Source organism: Vibrio ziniensis, from assembly GCF_011064285.1.
GTDB classification, from domain to species: domain Bacteria; phylum Pseudomonadota; class Gammaproteobacteria; order Enterobacterales; family Vibrionaceae; genus Vibrio; species Vibrio ziniensis.
Map to the genome: position 1 here is coordinate 2,886,118 of NZ_CP049331.1, position 16,293 is coordinate 2,902,410.

13 protein-coding genes and 8 tRNA genes are annotated in these 16,293 nt (G+C 43.7%); 7 read left to right on the forward strand and 14 right to left on the reverse strand.

The annotated features are described in order from the left end of the window. Positions 1 to 4 precede the first annotated feature (4 nt). Both G5S32_RS13350 and tsaE read right to left on the reverse strand, forming a co-directional pair. Positions 5 to 1,720 carry an N-acetylmuramoyl-L-alanine amidase gene (locus tag G5S32_RS13350; protein WP_165312438.1) on the reverse strand — a complete coding sequence of 572 codons (1,716 nt, stop codon included), beginning with the start codon at positions 1,718 to 1,720 and terminating at the stop codon, positions 5 to 7. Further along, positions 1,714 to 2,178 (reverse strand): tRNA (adenosine(37)-N6)-threonylcarbamoyltransferase complex ATPase subunit type 1 TsaE, encoded by a 465-nt coding sequence (tsaE, locus tag G5S32_RS13355; RefSeq protein ID WP_165312439.1) that lies wholly within the window; start codon positions 2,176 to 2,178, stop codon positions 1,714 to 1,716. Before tsaE ends, G5S32_RS13350 begins: the two co-directional genes overlap by 7 nt. Before the next feature lie 264 nt (positions 2,179 to 2,442). Between tsaE and queG the strand changes: the two genes are divergently transcribed. Beyond that, positions 2,443 to 3,555, forward strand: a complete 1,113-nt coding sequence (queG, locus tag G5S32_RS13360; protein ID WP_165312440.1) for a tRNA epoxyqueuosine(34) reductase QueG — start codon at positions 2,443 to 2,445, stop codon at positions 3,553 to 3,555. Between the two features lie 693 nt (positions 3,556 to 4,248). On the opposite strand, the gene G5S32_RS13365 is transcribed toward queG, so the two are convergent. The 8 genes from G5S32_RS13365 to G5S32_RS13400 form a co-directional block, all read right to left on the reverse strand. After that, positions 4,249 to 4,324 (reverse strand) — tRNA-Gly (locus tag G5S32_RS13365). A 33-nt stretch (positions 4,325 to 4,357) separates the two neighbouring features. Further along, positions 4,358 to 4,434, reverse strand: a tRNA-Met gene (locus G5S32_RS13370). 38 nt (positions 4,435 to 4,472) lie between these two features. After that, positions 4,473 to 4,548 (reverse strand) — tRNA-Gly (locus G5S32_RS13375). 33 nt (positions 4,549 to 4,581) lie between these two features. After that, positions 4,582 to 4,658 (reverse strand) — tRNA-Met (locus G5S32_RS13380). Between the two features lie 146 nt (positions 4,659 to 4,804). Beyond that, positions 4,805 to 4,880 (reverse strand) — tRNA-Gly (locus tag G5S32_RS13385). Between the two features lie 162 nt (positions 4,881 to 5,042). Continuing rightward, positions 5,043 to 5,118 (reverse strand) — tRNA-Gly (locus G5S32_RS13390). Between the two features lie 33 nt (positions 5,119 to 5,151). Further along, positions 5,152 to 5,228 (reverse strand) — tRNA-Met (locus G5S32_RS13395). A gap of 53 nt (positions 5,229 to 5,281) precedes the next feature. Continuing rightward, a tRNA-Gly gene (locus tag G5S32_RS13400) sits at positions 5,282 to 5,357 on the reverse strand. 299 nt (positions 5,358 to 5,656) lie between these two features. Here G5S32_RS13400 and G5S32_RS13405 point away from each other — a divergent pair. Next, positions 5,657 to 6,382, forward strand: coding sequence for a hypothetical protein (locus G5S32_RS13405; RefSeq protein ID WP_165312441.1), 726 nt, complete (start codon positions 5,657 to 5,659; stop codon positions 6,380 to 6,382). A gap of 48 nt (positions 6,383 to 6,430) precedes the next feature. On the opposite strand, the gene orn is transcribed toward G5S32_RS13405, so the two are convergent. Continuing rightward, positions 6,431 to 6,976: an oligoribonuclease gene (gene orn / locus G5S32_RS13410; protein WP_165312442.1), complete on the reverse strand. Its 546-nt coding sequence runs from the start codon at positions 6,974 to 6,976 to the stop codon at positions 6,431 to 6,433. 553 nt (positions 6,977 to 7,529) lie between these two features. Here orn and rsgA point away from each other — a divergent pair. The 5 genes from rsgA to arsB all read left to right on the forward strand — a co-directional run bounded on the left by rsgA (position 7,530) and on the right by arsB (position 12,973). Then, a complete protein-coding gene (gene rsgA / locus G5S32_RS13415; RefSeq protein ID WP_165312443.1) occupies positions 7,530 to 8,591 on the forward strand; it encodes a small ribosomal subunit biogenesis GTPase RsgA in 1,062 nt (353 codons plus the stop codon). 161 nt (positions 8,592 to 8,752) lie between these two features. Then, on the forward strand, positions 8,753 to 9,613 hold the full coding sequence (gene asd, locus G5S32_RS13420; protein WP_165312444.1) for an archaetidylserine decarboxylase: 861 nt from the start codon (positions 8,753 to 8,755) through the stop codon (positions 9,611 to 9,613). 171 nt (positions 9,614 to 9,784) lie between these two features. Beyond that, on the forward strand, positions 9,785 to 11,200 hold the full coding sequence (locus G5S32_RS13425; RefSeq protein WP_165312445.1) for an SLC13 family permease: 1,416 nt from the start codon (positions 9,785 to 9,787) through the stop codon (positions 11,198 to 11,200). A 324-nt stretch (positions 11,201 to 11,524) separates the two neighbouring features. Next, positions 11,525 to 11,863, forward strand: coding sequence for a metalloregulator ArsR/SmtB family transcription factor (locus tag G5S32_RS13430; RefSeq protein WP_165312446.1), 339 nt, complete (start codon positions 11,525 to 11,527; stop codon positions 11,861 to 11,863). 45 nt (positions 11,864 to 11,908) lie between these two features. After that, the gene (arsB, locus tag G5S32_RS13435; RefSeq protein ID WP_165312447.1) at positions 11,909 to 12,973 is read left to right on the forward strand and encodes an ACR3 family arsenite efflux transporter; all 1,065 of its coding nucleotides are present in this window, start codon (positions 11,909 to 11,911) and stop codon (positions 12,971 to 12,973) included. 284 nt (positions 12,974 to 13,257) lie between these two features. Here the strand turns inward: arsB and G5S32_RS13440 are convergent, their stop codons facing one another. The 3 genes from G5S32_RS13440 to G5S32_RS13450 all read right to left on the reverse strand — a co-directional run bounded on the left by G5S32_RS13440 (position 13,258) and on the right by G5S32_RS13450 (position 16,268). Further along, on the reverse strand, positions 13,258 to 14,769 hold the full coding sequence (locus G5S32_RS13440) for a tripartite tricarboxylate transporter permease (RefSeq protein ID WP_165312448.1): 1,512 nt from the start codon (positions 14,767 to 14,769) through the stop codon (positions 13,258 to 13,260). A gap of 9 nt (positions 14,770 to 14,778) precedes the next feature. Continuing rightward, positions 14,779 to 15,216 carry a tripartite tricarboxylate transporter TctB family protein gene (locus G5S32_RS13445; protein WP_165312449.1) on the reverse strand — a complete coding sequence of 146 codons (438 nt, stop codon included), beginning with the start codon at positions 15,214 to 15,216 and terminating at the stop codon, positions 14,779 to 14,781. Positions 15,217 to 15,311: 95 nt separating this feature from the next. Continuing rightward, positions 15,312 to 16,268: a tripartite tricarboxylate transporter substrate binding protein gene (locus tag G5S32_RS13450; protein ID WP_165312450.1), complete on the reverse strand. Its 957-nt coding sequence runs from the start codon at positions 16,266 to 16,268 to the stop codon at positions 15,312 to 15,314. Positions 16,269 to 16,293 lie beyond the last annotated feature (25 nt).

Genomic DNA, 16,293 nt, shown 5'->3' on the forward strand with positions numbered 1-16,293 from the left:
TTGGTTACTTGTTTGGAATAATAAGCACTTGCCCTACGGCGAGTTGATCAGATCGCAAATTGTTCGCTTTTCTCACACTGTCTGTATTAACACCATAGTGACTCGATATTTTGCCTAAATATTCGCCTCTTTGCACAGTGTGTTTACGTAGCGGTTTGTCTTTCAAACTCACGGTAATTTTTAACTTCTGCCCCAGTTTAAGCGTGTCAGATTTCAAGTTGTTCTCACGCTTAATCTCAGCGGCTGACACTTTATATGTGCCAGCAATTTTACCCAAGTAATCACCCCTGACGACGGTATGAGTAATAGTTTCGGTTTCAACCGGATTTGTTACGACAGGGACGGCAATCGGTGCTGCATTTCCTCCCGGAATCGTAATCACTTGACCTACCGCTAGGCTATTACTGGTTAACTTGTTGGTTTGTTTGAGCGCCTCAATACTGGTGCCATATTTGTTGGCAATGGCTGAAAGCGAATCTCCGCTCTGAACTTTGTATTTCTGAGTCTTGTTACGATTAGCGAAAAGCGTTCCTTCCGGCGGATTATCTTCGAAGTATTGTGTAATCGCTTTTGCCAGTGCACGAGCAAGCTTGTCTTGATGGCTACGCTGGAAAAGCAACTGCTCTTCTGTCGGGTTAGAAATAAACCCAGTTTCCACCAGAACTGAAGGAATATCCGGTGATTTGAGCACGGCTAGACTCGCATTCACTGGCTCAGACTTATGTAAATGAGCGACTTTACCCATTTCACTGAGGATATTCGTTGCGACCTTGTAGCCCTCTTTTTGCGAGTGGCTAAACTGGAGATCTAATAACGTTTGGCTCACGTTACGATCACTATTGTTCTTTGCCAGTACTTGCCCTGCACCACCCAGTAACTCTGATTGCTGCTCATGGTTTTCAACCCAACGGGCAATTTCTGTATTCGCACGACGAGTATTCAGCACGAACACCGAAGCTCCTCTCGGTTTTGGCGAACTAAATGCGTCAGCGTGAACAGAGACCAGCAAGTGTGCTTTATTTTTACGAGCAATATCTGAGCGTTTATTGAGGTTCACAAAGTAGTCACCACGACGAGTGAGAACGGCTTTAATTCCCGGAATCGCATCCAGTTGGTCAGCCAACTTCTTTGAGATGCTTAACGTTGCATTCTTCTCATATTTACGAGTTGGCCCAATCGAGCCTGGGTCTTCACCACCATGCCCGGCATCAATCGCAACCACAATATTTGCATTGCCATAAAACTGAGAGGCGTCTCTGCTCACTTGTGCCGGAGAGCTGGCTGTAGACTCCGATTCTGCAGCTTCATCATGCGGCATATCGACCACCAAGCGGTGCCCATATTGCCCACCCGGCGTTGGTGCAAGAGTAAATAATTTTGGTGAGGACTTCTTCTTTAACTCAAAGACTAAGCGATAGGTTCCCTTCTCTGGAGGCGAGCTAGCACGAATCTTGGTCAATACATCACTATCAGTTACATCGAGTGGCAACTTTGATTTAGAAGAAGTACTTTTAAGATCAATCACCAGCCTGTCTGGGCTAGTAAGAGTAAAATAAGAAAATGACACTTCCGATTGAACATCGATCACCACGCGAGTTTCATCTGGAGAAGGCCAAACACGAACCCCCTCCAGTACATTCGCACTCGCATTGGATGTTATTAATGCAATCGCTAAAAAGGATAAAGTAACAAAATAACGCAGATGCGATCTGATCAACATAACTCCAACTGACTTAGTAACGTACGTCCATAATCGTTATTGGCAGTCAGCAACGCCTGGCGTTGTAAACCATCGTAACGAATTTCAATGTCTATATCTGATGTCGGCAATAATCCTTGGCCCTTCTCCGGCCACTCAACCAAGCAAATAGCGTCCGCGGTAAAATAATCACGAATCCCCATAAACTCGAGCTCTTCAGGATCGGCTAAACGATAAAGGTCAAAGTGATACACTTGCCAATCGGCTAATTGGTATGGTTCAACCAAAGTATACGTTGGGCTTTTCACATTACCTTGATGACCTAAAGCACGAATAAAACCACGACTGAAAGTTGTTTTACCAGCACCAAGATCTCCATGCAAATAGAGGGTTGTTTGTTGTGAACATAACTTTGACAAAGCTGTGCCCAATGCTACCGTCTCTTGCTCATCTTTTAAAATAAACGTCTTAGTGCTCATTCAATACTTTCTCAAATGTATCTTAGGGTTTGATCCCAATGACTCTGTAAACCAATAGAAACCGAAGTGTAAACTGGTATCGAATTAAGAGACAAGATCTGATGTGTAAGCAAAACGAAAAATGTCTATCAAAACGAACTAAATAACCACCAAATTCTGCCTATTTCGCTAACAACATCCCCAGTTTGTGCTAGATCCCTATAATAGGATCCGTTAAGATCCTTCCCCTTTTGTTGGGCTAACCATCCTTGTAAAGACTTCACCATGAACTACCAAGCACTCGCAGATCAAATAAAGCAATGGGCTACTGAACTCGGCTTTGAGAAAGTAGGCATCAGCGATATCGATCTCCATGAACATGAGCCTGCACTGCAACAATGGTTAGATGCAGGATATCATGGCGATATGGACTGGATGGCAAGACATGGAATGATGCGTGCCCGTCCTGCGGAATTGCTTCCTGGAACAGTTCGAGTGATTAGCGCACGGATGAACTATCTTCCTCCACAAGCACAATTTGCTTCCAACCTCTCAGATCCCACTCAAGCGTATATCAGCCGATATGCTCTTGGACGCGACTACCACAAATTAGTTCGCAATCAATTGAAGAAGTTGGGGGATAGAATAGAACGTGAAGTTGGAAAATTGGGCTTTCGCCCTTTTGTTGATTCCGCACCTTTGTTAGAACGCCCCTTAGCCCAAAAAGCGGGCTTAGGTTGGACAGGCAAGCATTCCCTAATTTTAGACAAAGATGCAGGCTCCTGGTTTTTCTTAGGGGAACTGTTGGTTGATATCCCACTACCAGTAGATACTCCTTCTGAGAATGAGTGCGGTAAGTGCAAAGCGTGTATCACCTCATGCCCAACTGGAGCGATTGTCGCCGACGGTATTGTCGACTCAAGAAAGTGTATTTCTTATCTGACTATCGAGTTTGACGGCATTATTCCTGAAGAGTTTCGCTCTGCAATGGGAAATCGCATCTATGGATGTGATGACTGCCAACTCGTCTGCCCTTGGAACCGTTTTTCTGATCTCACTCAGCAGACAGACTTCCACCGCAGAGACACCTTTGAATCAACAGATTTGCTCACGTTATTTGAATGGGATGAACAAACTTTCATGCGAAAAATGGAAGGCTCTGCAATTCGCCGTATTGGCTATTTGCAATGGCAGAGGAATATAGCCATCGCACTGGGTAATGCCCCTTATTCCGACAATATTGTTTCAACTCTGACTAACGCTAAGGGTCAATCAGATATTTTAGATGTGCACTTAGATTGGGCGATAGAAAAACAGTTGGCCAATTTGCCAAGCACAGTTGCCAGCCATCAAAGGTTGATTCGCATTATTCAGAAAGGTCTGCCAAGAGATGCGTAGTGGGAGAATTAAAACACCTGTTTACGCACAAATTATGGGCATATTCTTTGATGGGCTTCTCAAAATGCACCAATGTGGAAAAAATTTTAAAGAAGCAAAAAATTCTATATTTGAGAAAAGTTAGTCACAATAGCAGGAAATGATTAGGATCAAGGAAAATACAGTTAATGATCGTTTTTTAAGAATCGATCACAACACGTCATTTACATAAAACCAAATTAAATCAATAAGTTGAACAAATAAAGCTCCATTCATTCAATCTCTTTTATCGTTAAAGATCCTATCAACGAAAGCCGTTTTTCTTGTAAAAAACAAATTACCCACCGAGTTATCCACATGATTAAATTGTGGATAAGTCTGTGAATGAACAGTACAAAGAATGACTGAACGCGCAGTATAAATGGGATAAAGAGGCAAGTTTAAGATTTGCGTTTATCAGAGGGCATTCTGCCTACGAAAATAGGAGAATTTACTTTTTGGGGGCTTATGCTTCACAGCATTATAGAAAGAGCATTGGCAATTTGCCAAATAATTGCAGTATTAAAAGAAAAAAAATCTGCGAACGAGCGCAGTTTACTTTTAATATTTCAAATTTTGATTTGGAGCGACACACGAGGTTCCCTACTCTTTACAAAATAGGCGTGACCTCAACCTTGGCAAGCTTACGCTCTAAAGGGATATAACACTCAAAACTGGAGCGACACACGAGGTTCGAACTCGTGACCTCAACCTTGGCAAGGTTGCGCTCTACCAACTGAGCTAGTGTCGCATGATTAACCGCATGTTGCGTTTAATCTGAATTTGGTTGCGGGAGCTGGATTTGAACCAACGACCTTCGGGTTATGAGCCCGACGAGCTACCAAGCTGCTCCATCCCGCGTCCATATTGTATCACCGTTAAGCACGATGAAGGCTATTTGGAGCGACACACGAGGTTCGAACTCGTGACCTCAACCTTGGCAAGGTTGCGCTCTACCAACTGAGCTAGTGTCGCATGATTAACCGCATGCTGCGTTTAATCTGAATTTGGTTGCGGGAGCTGGATTTGAACCAACGACCTTCGGGTTATGAGCCCGACGAGCTACCAAGCTGCTCCATCCCGCGTCCGAAATCATTGTTAAGCACAATGAGAGCTTTCTCTTTCTAACTAAAGAAAGAGGAGCGACACACGAGGTTCCCATCTCTTAACAAAAAGGCGTGACCTCAACCTTGGCAAGCTTGCGCTCTAAAGGGTGTGTAACTCTTCAAACTGGAGCGACACACGAGGTTCGAACTCGTGACCTCAACCTTGGCAAGGTTGCGCTCTACCAACTGAGCTAGTGTCGCATGTCACTGTTAAGCACAATGAAAGCTTTATTTTCTTCTTAAAGAGAGCTTTCTCTTTAAATAAGAAACTGGAGCGACACATGAGGTTCCCATCTTTTAACAAAAAGGCGTGACCTCAACCTTGGCAAGCTTGCGCTCTAAAGGGTGTGTAACTCTTCAAACTGGAGCGACACACGAGGTTCGAACTCGTGACCTCAACCTTGGCAAGGTTGCGCTCTACCAACTGAGCTAGTGTCGCATGATTAACCGCATGCTGCGTTTAATCTGAATTTGGTTGCGGGAGCTGGATTTGAACCAACGACCTTCGGGTTATGAGCCCGACGAGCTACCAAGCTGCTCCATCCCGCGTCCGAAATCATTGTTAAGCACAATGAGAGCTTTCGCTTTCTAACTAAAGAAAGTGGAGCGACACACGAGGTTCGAACTCGTGACCTCAACCTTGGCAAGGTTGCGCTCTACCAACTGAGCTAGTGTCGCATCAACAACGTTTCCGTTGTTCAGGGCTGCGAATTATAAGAGCATTTTTGTGTGATGCAAGCCCTTATCGAAAAAAAAAATCTTTTTTTTGTTACTTGACTAAAAAGCATCCACAAACACAAAACTTCGCTTACAAGATAACCAAAATTAGCTAGCTAATTTGCAAACACCTTGAATTCGAGCCACGGCATTATGCGAGATAAACTATTATTCTGACAGAACTATTTATAAAAATTTTTTAAACGACGTATTTTTGGTCAAAACAGAAACATTCAACAAAAAAATAAATAAGGAAATTGATGTTGAATCGACAAATACTTCTACCTGTCACTCGTAGACTTCCACAACTGCTATTTCTCTTAATTTTGACTATGACCGGTTGCGGTTCAATGCCTCAGCTAGTGCGAAACTTAGGTAAAAGTGATGTCGACTTCGTCATGGATGTGCACGCCAAACAGCAAAAACAAATGTTGATGGATTTAACTCGTAAACTTTATGTGCGCAATCCTTGGCAACTCAAAAAAAGCTCAGGCATGACAATTGATGCCCGTATGGCGCAAATATTCGGTACCTACAACACCATTGAAATACCTTCTCTGGTGTTTGCAGAACTCAACGGAGTGACCGGTATTGACGCCATCTTGCTTAGCTTTGATGAAAACTTTCAGGGAGATCGCGTATTTGCGGCCATGGTGGGATTAACGGAAATGCTTAGGCGCTCTTATAACCACCAGCAGGAATTCTTTATTCTTGACTCTTTAAATGAGCAAGCACTTTACAACAGCGCTCGTAATATTGAGATTTTTGTCTGGCGTCTCTATCAGCGTAGAGACAGTAAAGGTGAGTTATTTCTGCTATCAAACCGGATCAGTGACTCCGGCTATGACATCAGCTTTGACCGATTGTTTTCTAAGATGGTTATGGTTCAAGACATGATGGCGTTGATCGTCGCAGACAGAACCAATCGCAGTATCACTAAAGTCGTTCAAAGTGTTGCTCAGCTAGCTTTTCTTCCCGTGCCATAAAAAACCGCAGCGTTTGCTGCGGCTTGATGTGTTGATCTGCAATGACGTTTAAATCGACATAATGGTTTGGCGGTAGTACTTAAGCTCGGCAATGGATTCACGAATATCATCCAACGCTAAATGACTCCCCTTCTTCGAGAAGCCATCCAAAACGTCTGGCTTCCAACGACGAGTCAACTCTTTCAAGGTACTAACATCGATATAACGATAATGGAAATATTCTTCCAATACAGGCATGTGTTTGTAGAGGAAACGGCGATCTTGACCAATACTGTTACCGCAAATAGGTGATTTTCCGCGAGGAACCCATTTCTCTAGAAACTCGATAGTTTGAGCGACAGCCTGATCTTCCGTCACGGTACTTTGACGAATACGCTCAACAAGTCCGCTGCCTGTATGTGTGTTGGTACACCAATCATCCATTTTGTTTAACTCTGACTCTGGCTGGTGAATTGCTAGCACAGGCCCTTCAGCCAGAATGTTTAACTCACTATCGGTAACAATAGTGGCAATTTCGATGATTTTATGAGTTTCAGGATCTAAGCCAGTCATCTCTAAATCGATCCAAATAAGATTTTGATCGCTATAAGACATAAGTGAGTGCCTATATGGTTTATACTCAAGTAACTTCAAGGTGCTGATTCAGCGAGAATTTATTCTCTCTTAGGCAAGGCACTGATTTGAATCCATAGTTATTCTACGTAGAAAATCAGTAACGCAGCATAGGAGCGAATAAAACTCGCCCTTCGGGAGCTCATCAACGAGCCCATCCCTGCGCTCAATAACGTTGAAAGGGAATGCCATTCCTACCGTTATTAAGCTTGATCTGAACTCGTTGATGAAGCTCTGAATACTGCATCTTGAGGTTACTTGAGTATATAGATAAAAGAGGTACTATACCCAAATTCAGATAGCCAAGAAACCTAACCTAACGCATTTACACAAATGTACTGGCGGCAAACTTGGCGCAAAAATCAATCAAATTAATAACTATACCCAAACTACTTGAAGTTGCAGGTAGGCAACAAGTGAGTGAATCCCCATGACCACAAATTACCATGCGTGATTGGGGTGAACGAACATAGACAACACCGCAGCAGCTTCAAGTAGGAAGGGGATACCATCGCATTCATAAAAGTAGAACATAGTGGCAAAGAAAAAAAAGCTGACTAAAGGCCAAGTTAGGCGCGTAAGAAGCAACCAACATAGAAAACTCCAGCAAGACGATTCCGTACAATGGGAAGAGTCAATGCTTGAGAGTGCAAAGTTAGGATTAGTAATTACTCGCTTTGGACAGCATGCTGATATCGAAGATCCTGATACTGGCACCATTCACCGCTGTAACCTTCGCCGCGGCATAGAAACGCTTGTTTCTGGAGACAAAGTGATTTGGCGTCCTGGCAATGAAATCCTTGCTGGTATCTCAGGGGTGGTAGAAGCAGTAGAGCCTCGCACATCGGTTTTGACTCGTCCTGACTATTACGATGGTTTAAAACCTGTCGCAGCGAACGTTAATCAGATGATAATTGTCTCTTCGGTATTACCAGAGCTGTCACTCAACATCATCGACCGATACTTAATTGCTTCAGAAACATTAGAAATTGCACCACTGATTGTGCTTAACAAGATTGATTTGTTATCTGAAGAGCAGCGCTCACAATACCAACAGTGGCTGGCAGAATATGAACGTATCGGTTATGAAGTACTTTACGTCAGTAAGCAGACTGGTGAAGGTATCAAGGCGCTGGAAGAAAAACTGCGCGATAAAATTAATATCTTCGTTGGCCAGTCTGGTGTGGGCAAATCCAGCTTAGTCAATGCACTGATGCCGGAACTTGCAGAATCTGTTGAAGAAGGGGCCATCTCTGAAACTTCAGGTTTAGGTCAGCACACAACGACTGCAGCTCGTCTCTACCACATTCCATCTGGCGGTGACTTAATTGACTCTCCGGGAGTTCGTGAGTTTGGTTTGTGGCACTTAGAAGCCGATGATATTACCAAAGCTTATGTGGAATTTCGCTCTTACTTGGGTGGCTGTAAATTCAGAGACTGTAAACACGGTGATGATCCAGGCTGTATCTTGCGTGAAGCGGTTGAGAAAGGTGAAGTAAGCAAGATTCGCTACGAAAACTACCATAGAATCATCGAAAGTATGGATGAAAATAAAGCCAATCGTCAGTACTCACGCAATAAGAAAGCCGATCTGTAACGCTATTTTGTTGCGATTTATAACCTAGTTGCTGACACTTGTTGCGATTTTCAGTAACATCTCGCGCCCAAAGCTCAAGGTTTGCCCGCCTTTTGAGCAGAACAGACAATCTGGCCCATTGTTTAAACACATTGGACCTAAACACATTGGAATGAAACACAATGGATAAAATTAAAGTTGGACTGCAGTATTGGATTCCACAACACGGTTTGACTCGCTTGGTCGGCAAGTTAGCCTCAGCAAAAGCAGGTGGTCTTACTACCGCTGTTATCCGCTGGTTTATCAAACAATACAACGTCAACATGGACGAAGCTCTGCATTCAGATCCAAAACACTTTAAGACATTTAACGAGTTCTTCGTTCGTGAGCTTAAACCAGGCGCTCGTACAATTGTTGAAGATGAGTTAATCATTACTCACCCAGCAGATGCTTGCGTGAGCCAATTTGGTCCAATTACCAATGGCCAGCTTATCCAAGCAAAAGGTCATAATTTCTCAGCCCAAGAATTGTTAGGCGGTGACGCTAAACTTGCTGAAGAATTCCGTGATGGTGAATTCGCTACTCTGTACTTATCACCTCGAGACTATCACCGTGTTCACATGCCATGTGACGGCACTCTACGTCAGATGATTTACGTTCCGGGTGATCTATTCTCAGTGAACCCGCTAACAGCAGAGAATGTTCCAAACCTGTTTGCGCGCAATGAGCGTGTGGTTTGTATTTTTGATACTGAATTCGGCCCTATGGCGCAGGTGTTAGTGGGTGCAACCATCGTCGGTAGCATTGAACTGACTTGGGCAGGCACAGTGACACCACCACGTGGAAATACGGTTTATCGTTGGGATTACCCAGCAACAGGTAACAAGGCTGTTTCTTTTAAGAAAGGTGAAGAAATGGGCCGCTTTAAGCTTGGCTCAACGGTGATCAACCTGTTCGCGAAAGACGCAGTCCGTTTTGATGACAGCATGCAAAACAACGCTCCAACTCAGTTAGGTACGCCGTACGCTCACATCAACAAATAAGATTATTTTCGTCTCTAAAATGCCCAGCTCCGTCTGGGCATTTTGTTTTTGACCTACCCCACACATCCGTCTTTTATCTCGGCAAAAAAGCAAAACTTTAACCCTCCTCTAAGACCCTATTGTTTCAATGGCTTAAGATTTCACCATTCTTCTTGGAGTGAGGATGTACCCATGCCGACTTTGCAACCCATGTTGCTCATCAAACTGTTAGTGTGTCTGTTGATTCCTCTTGGTGTCCTTATGATGCCAATTGACGCCATTCCTATCGATAACCTCACTCTGATTCAGCATCGCTTACTCGCGATATTCTTGCTGGCGGCATTGTTATGGGTACTAGAGCCCGTCCCTGTGTTTGCAACCTCGATATTCATCATCACACTCGAACTCATCATGATTTCGAATAAAGGATTACATTGGTTCCGCGCTCCTTCAGAAGGACACGAACTGGGCGTTCTGATCCCATACACAGAGATTTTCGGTGCGTTTTCCTCCCCCATCATCATCTTATTTATGGGCGGTTTCGCACTGGCTATCGCCGCATCAAAATACGAACTCGATAACAACCTAGCACGCGTACTGCTCAAACCTTTCGGTAGCCAACCTAAGTTCATCATGCTTGGGCTGATGTTGATCACCTCTGTGTTTTCGATGTTTATGTCCAATACAGCAACTACCGTAATGATGCTGGCACTGTTAGGTCCTATTGTGGCCTCAGCGCCAAAAGGAGATATAGGGATTAAAGCGCTGGTGCTCTGTATTCCTATTGCCGCCAATACTGGTGGTATCGCAACGCCAATCGGTACACCCCCCAACGCCATCGCACTGCAATATTTAACTGGCGAGCACAGCATTAGCTTCTTATCTTGGATGATGATGGGTTTACCTTTTGTCTTTATTCAGCTCACCATTGCTTGGTTCTTATTACAGAAGTTATTCCCCTCTTCTCAGAAAACCATGACGCTCAGGCTCGAAGGACGTTTTATGCGTAACTGGCGAGCCATAGTGGTATACATCACTTTTGCCGCGACCATTCTGCTGTGGATGACCACCTCACTACATGGCATGAATACCTACGTGGTCGCGGTGATCCCATTAGCCATATTCACCCTAACGGGCATTATGGGCAAAGAAGAGTTGAAACAGATTAACTGGGATGTGCTTTGGCTGGTTGCCGGAGGTATTGCCATCGGGATTGGTTTAGAGCAAACAGGATTAGCGAAAGCGCTGGCTCATGCGATTGACTATGAGTCTTTGTCGCCAATGTCGGTAGTTATTACGCTCTCACTCATTTGCTGGTTAATGGCGAACTTTATGTCTAACACCGCAACTGCGAACTTATTGATGCCTATTGCAGCCGCTATCGGTACCTCCATGCAAAGCCTATCAGATGTTGGAGGAATCCAAGGGCTGTTGGTTGTCGTCGCGTTCTCGGCTTCTCTAGGGATGATTTTACCCGTTTCTACACCGCCAAACTCTTTAGCGTATTCAACAGGGCTTATTGAAAGTAAAGATATGGCAAAAGCTGGGGTGATTATTGGTGTCGTTGGCTTACTCATTGTTTATGGCTCAGTGTGGGTGCTGACCTAATAGCGAACGTGAGTTATCCGCATCAAAGTAGAGAGCTTATGTGGGCTTCTCATTTAAACGCTTAATAAAGATTTATCAGAGTCCACCTTGAATTATGAAGTGTCATACTTAAATGGCAGCGATCACATCATGCGGTCATTTCTAACTCAAAAATGCCCCATTCCAATTGAGTATCAATATTACGGCATAAATTTCTTATCGATATCGACTTACTTTTCCTAACATAACTTATCTGTCAGATGCACATGTTTAATTGAAAAATTGACATATATGGAAAATAACACATATGGTATTTCATATGTTTTGTAGCATTGAATATTTCCTATGGTCGATCCAATCCTTCTTTACAAAGCACTTTCTGATGAAACTAGACTTAAGTCTCTGCTTTTAATGCTGAAGCAAGGAGAGTTGTGTGTCTGTGACCTCATGGAAGCGCTTAATCTCAGTCAACCCAAAGTCTCTCGGCATCTTTCCGAACTACGAAAGCACGGATTTGTTCTGGATGAGCGACGTGGTAAGTGGGTTTACTACCGAATCAATCCCACGCTAGCTTCTTGGGTCAAGCAAGTGCTGGAGATCACTCTTAAACATAATTTGGCACTTATCGAGCTAGAGTTGCAGTCCATCAAAGGTAAATCATGTTCGAATGGTGTGAACGAATAATGCTCTATTCCGTTGGTTTATCAATTTCAAATTAAAGAGGTTTGTATGAGTATTGTCTCAAGCTGTGCCGATACCAGCGCATCTGAAAAAATGAGTTTTCTCGATCGATACTTAACCGTATGGATTTTTCTTGCAATGGCAGTCGGTGTCGGGATTGGCGTGCTATTTCCTCAAGTCGCTCAGTGGAACGAAAGCCTATCTGTTGGTTCAACCAATATCCCACTTGCCATTGGCTTAATCTTAATGATGTACCCACCATTGGCGAAAGTGAACTATAGCCTTTTAGGTGAGGTGACTCGTAATAAAAGTGCAATAACACTTTCTTTAGTGATGAACTGGCTTGTGGGACCGATTTTGATGTTCACATTAGCCATCATTTTCTTACGCGATCAACCTGGCTATATGGTGGGACTTATTTTGATCGGCCTTGCTCGATGCATCGCTATGGTGTTGGTTTGGAATGATATCAGCGGCGGAAACAAAGAGTACGGAGCAACCTTAGTCGCCTTAAATAGCGCGTTTCAGATTGTCACGTACAGTTTTATGGCATGGCTGTTTATCACTGTTTTACCCCCTTACTTTGGTCTTGAAAGTGTCGTCGTTGATGTCACTATCTGGGATATTGCACAAAGCGTCTTAATTTACTTAGGCATCCCTTTCTTAGCGGGGTTCTTAAGCCGTAAACTATTGGTCTCAACAAAAGGTGAACAGTGGTACAACGAAGTCTTTATCCCTCATATTTCACCAATCACCCTGATTGCGCTATTGGCAACTATCGTTTTGATGTTTAGTCTGAAAGGTGAAATGATCTTCGAGTTACCGATGGATGTGCTCCGTATTGCAGTACCACTGATTATCTATTTTATGGTGATGTTTTTTGCGAGCTTCTACATCGGTAAACGTATGGGGATCCCATACGACCAAAATGCTTCTATCGCCTTTACTTCATCAGGTAACAACTTTGAACTAGCTATCGCCGTATCAATCGCTGTATTTGGATTAAACTCTGACCAAGCGTTTGCGGGTGTGATAGGACCTTTGGTTGAGGTTCCAGTCTTAATTGCTTTGGTTAACGTAGCCTTAAGAATGAAACGTAAATACTACGCCTAACAGCTATGTCTCTTTGTTTCACAGTTAGTGCGGATTTCACGGCGGGCACTTCTAGCTCAGAAGTGCCCCATTGTAAGTCAGGCCTTTTTATCATTCACATCCTGTTCATAGGTAGTTGCCCTACTAAAAGTTATCCATTCATATAATACTGCTAGCTGTGAGTCCAGTCGGAGAGGGGCGTCAGTGTTGCACCGTCTTTGCCATACCCCTATTAGGTCAAAGACCTAGCTCGAAAACTAGACCTTTATCATCCGTTTCAAACGCCCTCGAAAGGGCGTTTAAAGCTAGTTAGAAAATGAGTGTTGTTTCGAAGGGTTAAACGATTTAATTATTGAACGAATCTGAAGCACGACAACCAAAGCAAAGAAGGATGCCAGTACCATAGACACAGGTCTTTCAATAAACGCCAGTAAATTACCGTTAGATTTGATCATTGAAGACAGCAAGTTTTTCTCCAGCATTGGCCCCAGAATCATACCCAGAATGATTGGTGAAATAGGGTATTGCGCACGCTGCAGCAGATAACCCACGATACCCATTCCTAACATAACAACAATTGATGACAGAGAGTTGTTGATGGCAAATGAGCCCACTGTACTGAATATAATGATGATTGGGTACAGAATCGCTTTATCGATAAAGATCACGCGTTTAATAAAGTTAACTACCAAAGTCGCAAGTGGAATTAACGCCAGATTCGCAATAAAGAACAGGATAAACACAGCATAGAGCTTTTCTGGCTGGAACAAGAACAGAGTTGGCCCAGGGTTCATGTCTTTCATGTAAAGCACGCCGATAATGATCGCTGCCGCTGAATCTCCCGGAATACCAAACACTAATGATGGAATCCAGCTTCCTGCAAGGCTTGCGTTGTTACTTGAAGACGCGTCGATGATTGCCTCTTCTGAACCTTTACCGTACTTCTCAGGGTTTTTCGAGAATTTTTGCGATAGTGCGTAAGAGATCCAGGCTGCGATATCAGCGCCCGCTCCCGGTAAAGCACCAATCAAGGTTCCCAGAATACTACTGCGGCAGATATTAAATTTGTAACGCCACATAGTGCGTGGAATGCCTTTAAACAAGTTGAAGCTTGATTGAGTTGGAATGACATCCTGTTTTCTGGTGGTAATTTTACCTGCGTAATATTCAATGGCACCGGAAATTGCGAACAGACCAATCATAGCGGGAATAAAGCTAATGCCCTGTAACATACTAACTTCGCCAAAGGTGAATCTTGGTACACCAGTAATCTGGTCGTAACCCACACAAGCAAGCAGTAAACCAAAACATAGAGTGACCATACCTTTCAGCGGTTGGTTACCTACAACTAGTGTTGCGCATGTTAAACCAAGCAAAGAAAGCCAGGTGTATTCATAAGAACTGAATTTTAACGCGAACTTAGCCAGCATAGGAGCTGCTAACATCAGGATAATGGCGCCAATGATCCCACCAATAACAGAACTGGTTAGTCCAATACCCAGAACGCGATTGAGTTTCCCTTGTTTAACCAATTCGTTCGAGTCAGCAACATAAGCTGCGGAGGCAGGAGTGCCAGGAATTCGAAGTAAAGCTCCGGGAATATCACCCGCATAAATCGAAGATGCACCAATAGAAATCATCAGCGCTAAAGCTGGAATCGGATCCATAAAAAAGGTGAATGGCACCATAAGTGCTACCGCCATAGTAGCGGTTAAACCGGGGATAGACCCTACGACCAACCCAAAAAGCCCGGCAGCAGTGACTGCTAAAATGGCATTAAGGTCGATATATTGAAATGCATTGATTAGTACAGACATGTTGACCTCCTACGACCAAATTCCTTCCGGTAACGCTACCATGAGTAGGTGACCGAAAACGTAGTAAATGACACCAGAAGCGACAACCGCAAATATTGCATTCATTACAAGTTTTTTAGAGTTACGCAGGCTCATAAGTACAAATAGCATCAGAGCCGCACAGATTAAAAATCCTAAGTAAGAAATCAGATAGGTAAAGAGTCCTATGGATACAGTAACAACCAGCAACGCGCGGACTTCCATTGAACTGAATTTTATCTTTCTTGGCTGTTGGCGGAATTGAATAAAACCATCCAGTACTGTAAACGCCAATAATAAAGCGCTAAGTATGGTCGGCATGAATCCCGCCCCGTATTCACTGACGCCGCCATATTGGCTCGCACTTGTTAGAAGTATGAGTAAGGCAAAAACACCAATAAGAAATTGGGATAGTGGTAATGAACGCATAAAACACCTACGAATTCCACAGAATGAATCAGTGCGACTATTCATCGCAATTTAATCAGTAACTGGGGTGGAGCGATTAGCTCCACCCTATACCGTTATTTTTTCAGCTTACCGATAAGTTTGCCGTATTTTTCATCTTCGCTTTTCATGAAAGCTTCTAAGTCATCACCATATAGTGGGTATACTTCGAAACCTTGCTTAGTCGCGAATTGTTGAAGTTTTCCTTCAGCAAAAACTGCCTTCATAGTTTCAATGAGTTTTTCCTGAACTTCTTTAGGAATACCCGCCGGAGCTACAAGCGTATTCCAGGTTGAGAAGTTGTATTTGTAATCGGTAGCTTGTTGGAACACAGGAATGTCTTTGTACAGACCTGTATTAGTTTCAGCCATAGTCGCAAGGTTTTTCACCATGCCTGCTTCAACCATACTTTTCGCTTCACCCGGAGAAGACGTAGTGAAATCGATACCGCCAGATACCAATTCCATCAATGCTGAGCTTGAACCTTCTGAAGGAACATAAGTTACAGCGTCAGAAGCTACACCCATTGCATCCAGCATACCGATGAGGTTCAGGTGCCAGCCTGAATTCAGGCCACTACCAGAGGCTTTAAGCTCTCCAGGATTCGCTTTGATGTAGTCAGTCAGTTCACTGATGTTTGAAAATTTAGAGTTAGACGCAACCTGAATACCACCAAGGTTTACAGCCAAGCGAGTGATTGGTGTGTAGTTTTCGTAGCTAAGATCAGTCATACCCTGATGGCGCATCATTGCGATTTCAACAGTAGCAACACCTAAGGTGTAACCATCAGTTTTGCCTTTTGCCATAGCATCATGACCAACCACACCAGCGCCACCTGTGCGGTTAATAACGTTAACATTGACGCCAAGTTTTTCCTGTAAACCTTCAGCAACAAGGCGTGCAACTGTATCAGTGTTACCGCCTGCGCCCCAAGGCACAATGATTTGAATTGGTTTTTCCGGCCATGCAGCCATTGCGGAAGATGAAGCTACGATAGCGGCAGTAATAAGGCTGAGTTGTAGGGCTCGTTTCACGATGGAACTCCTGTAATAGTTTTAT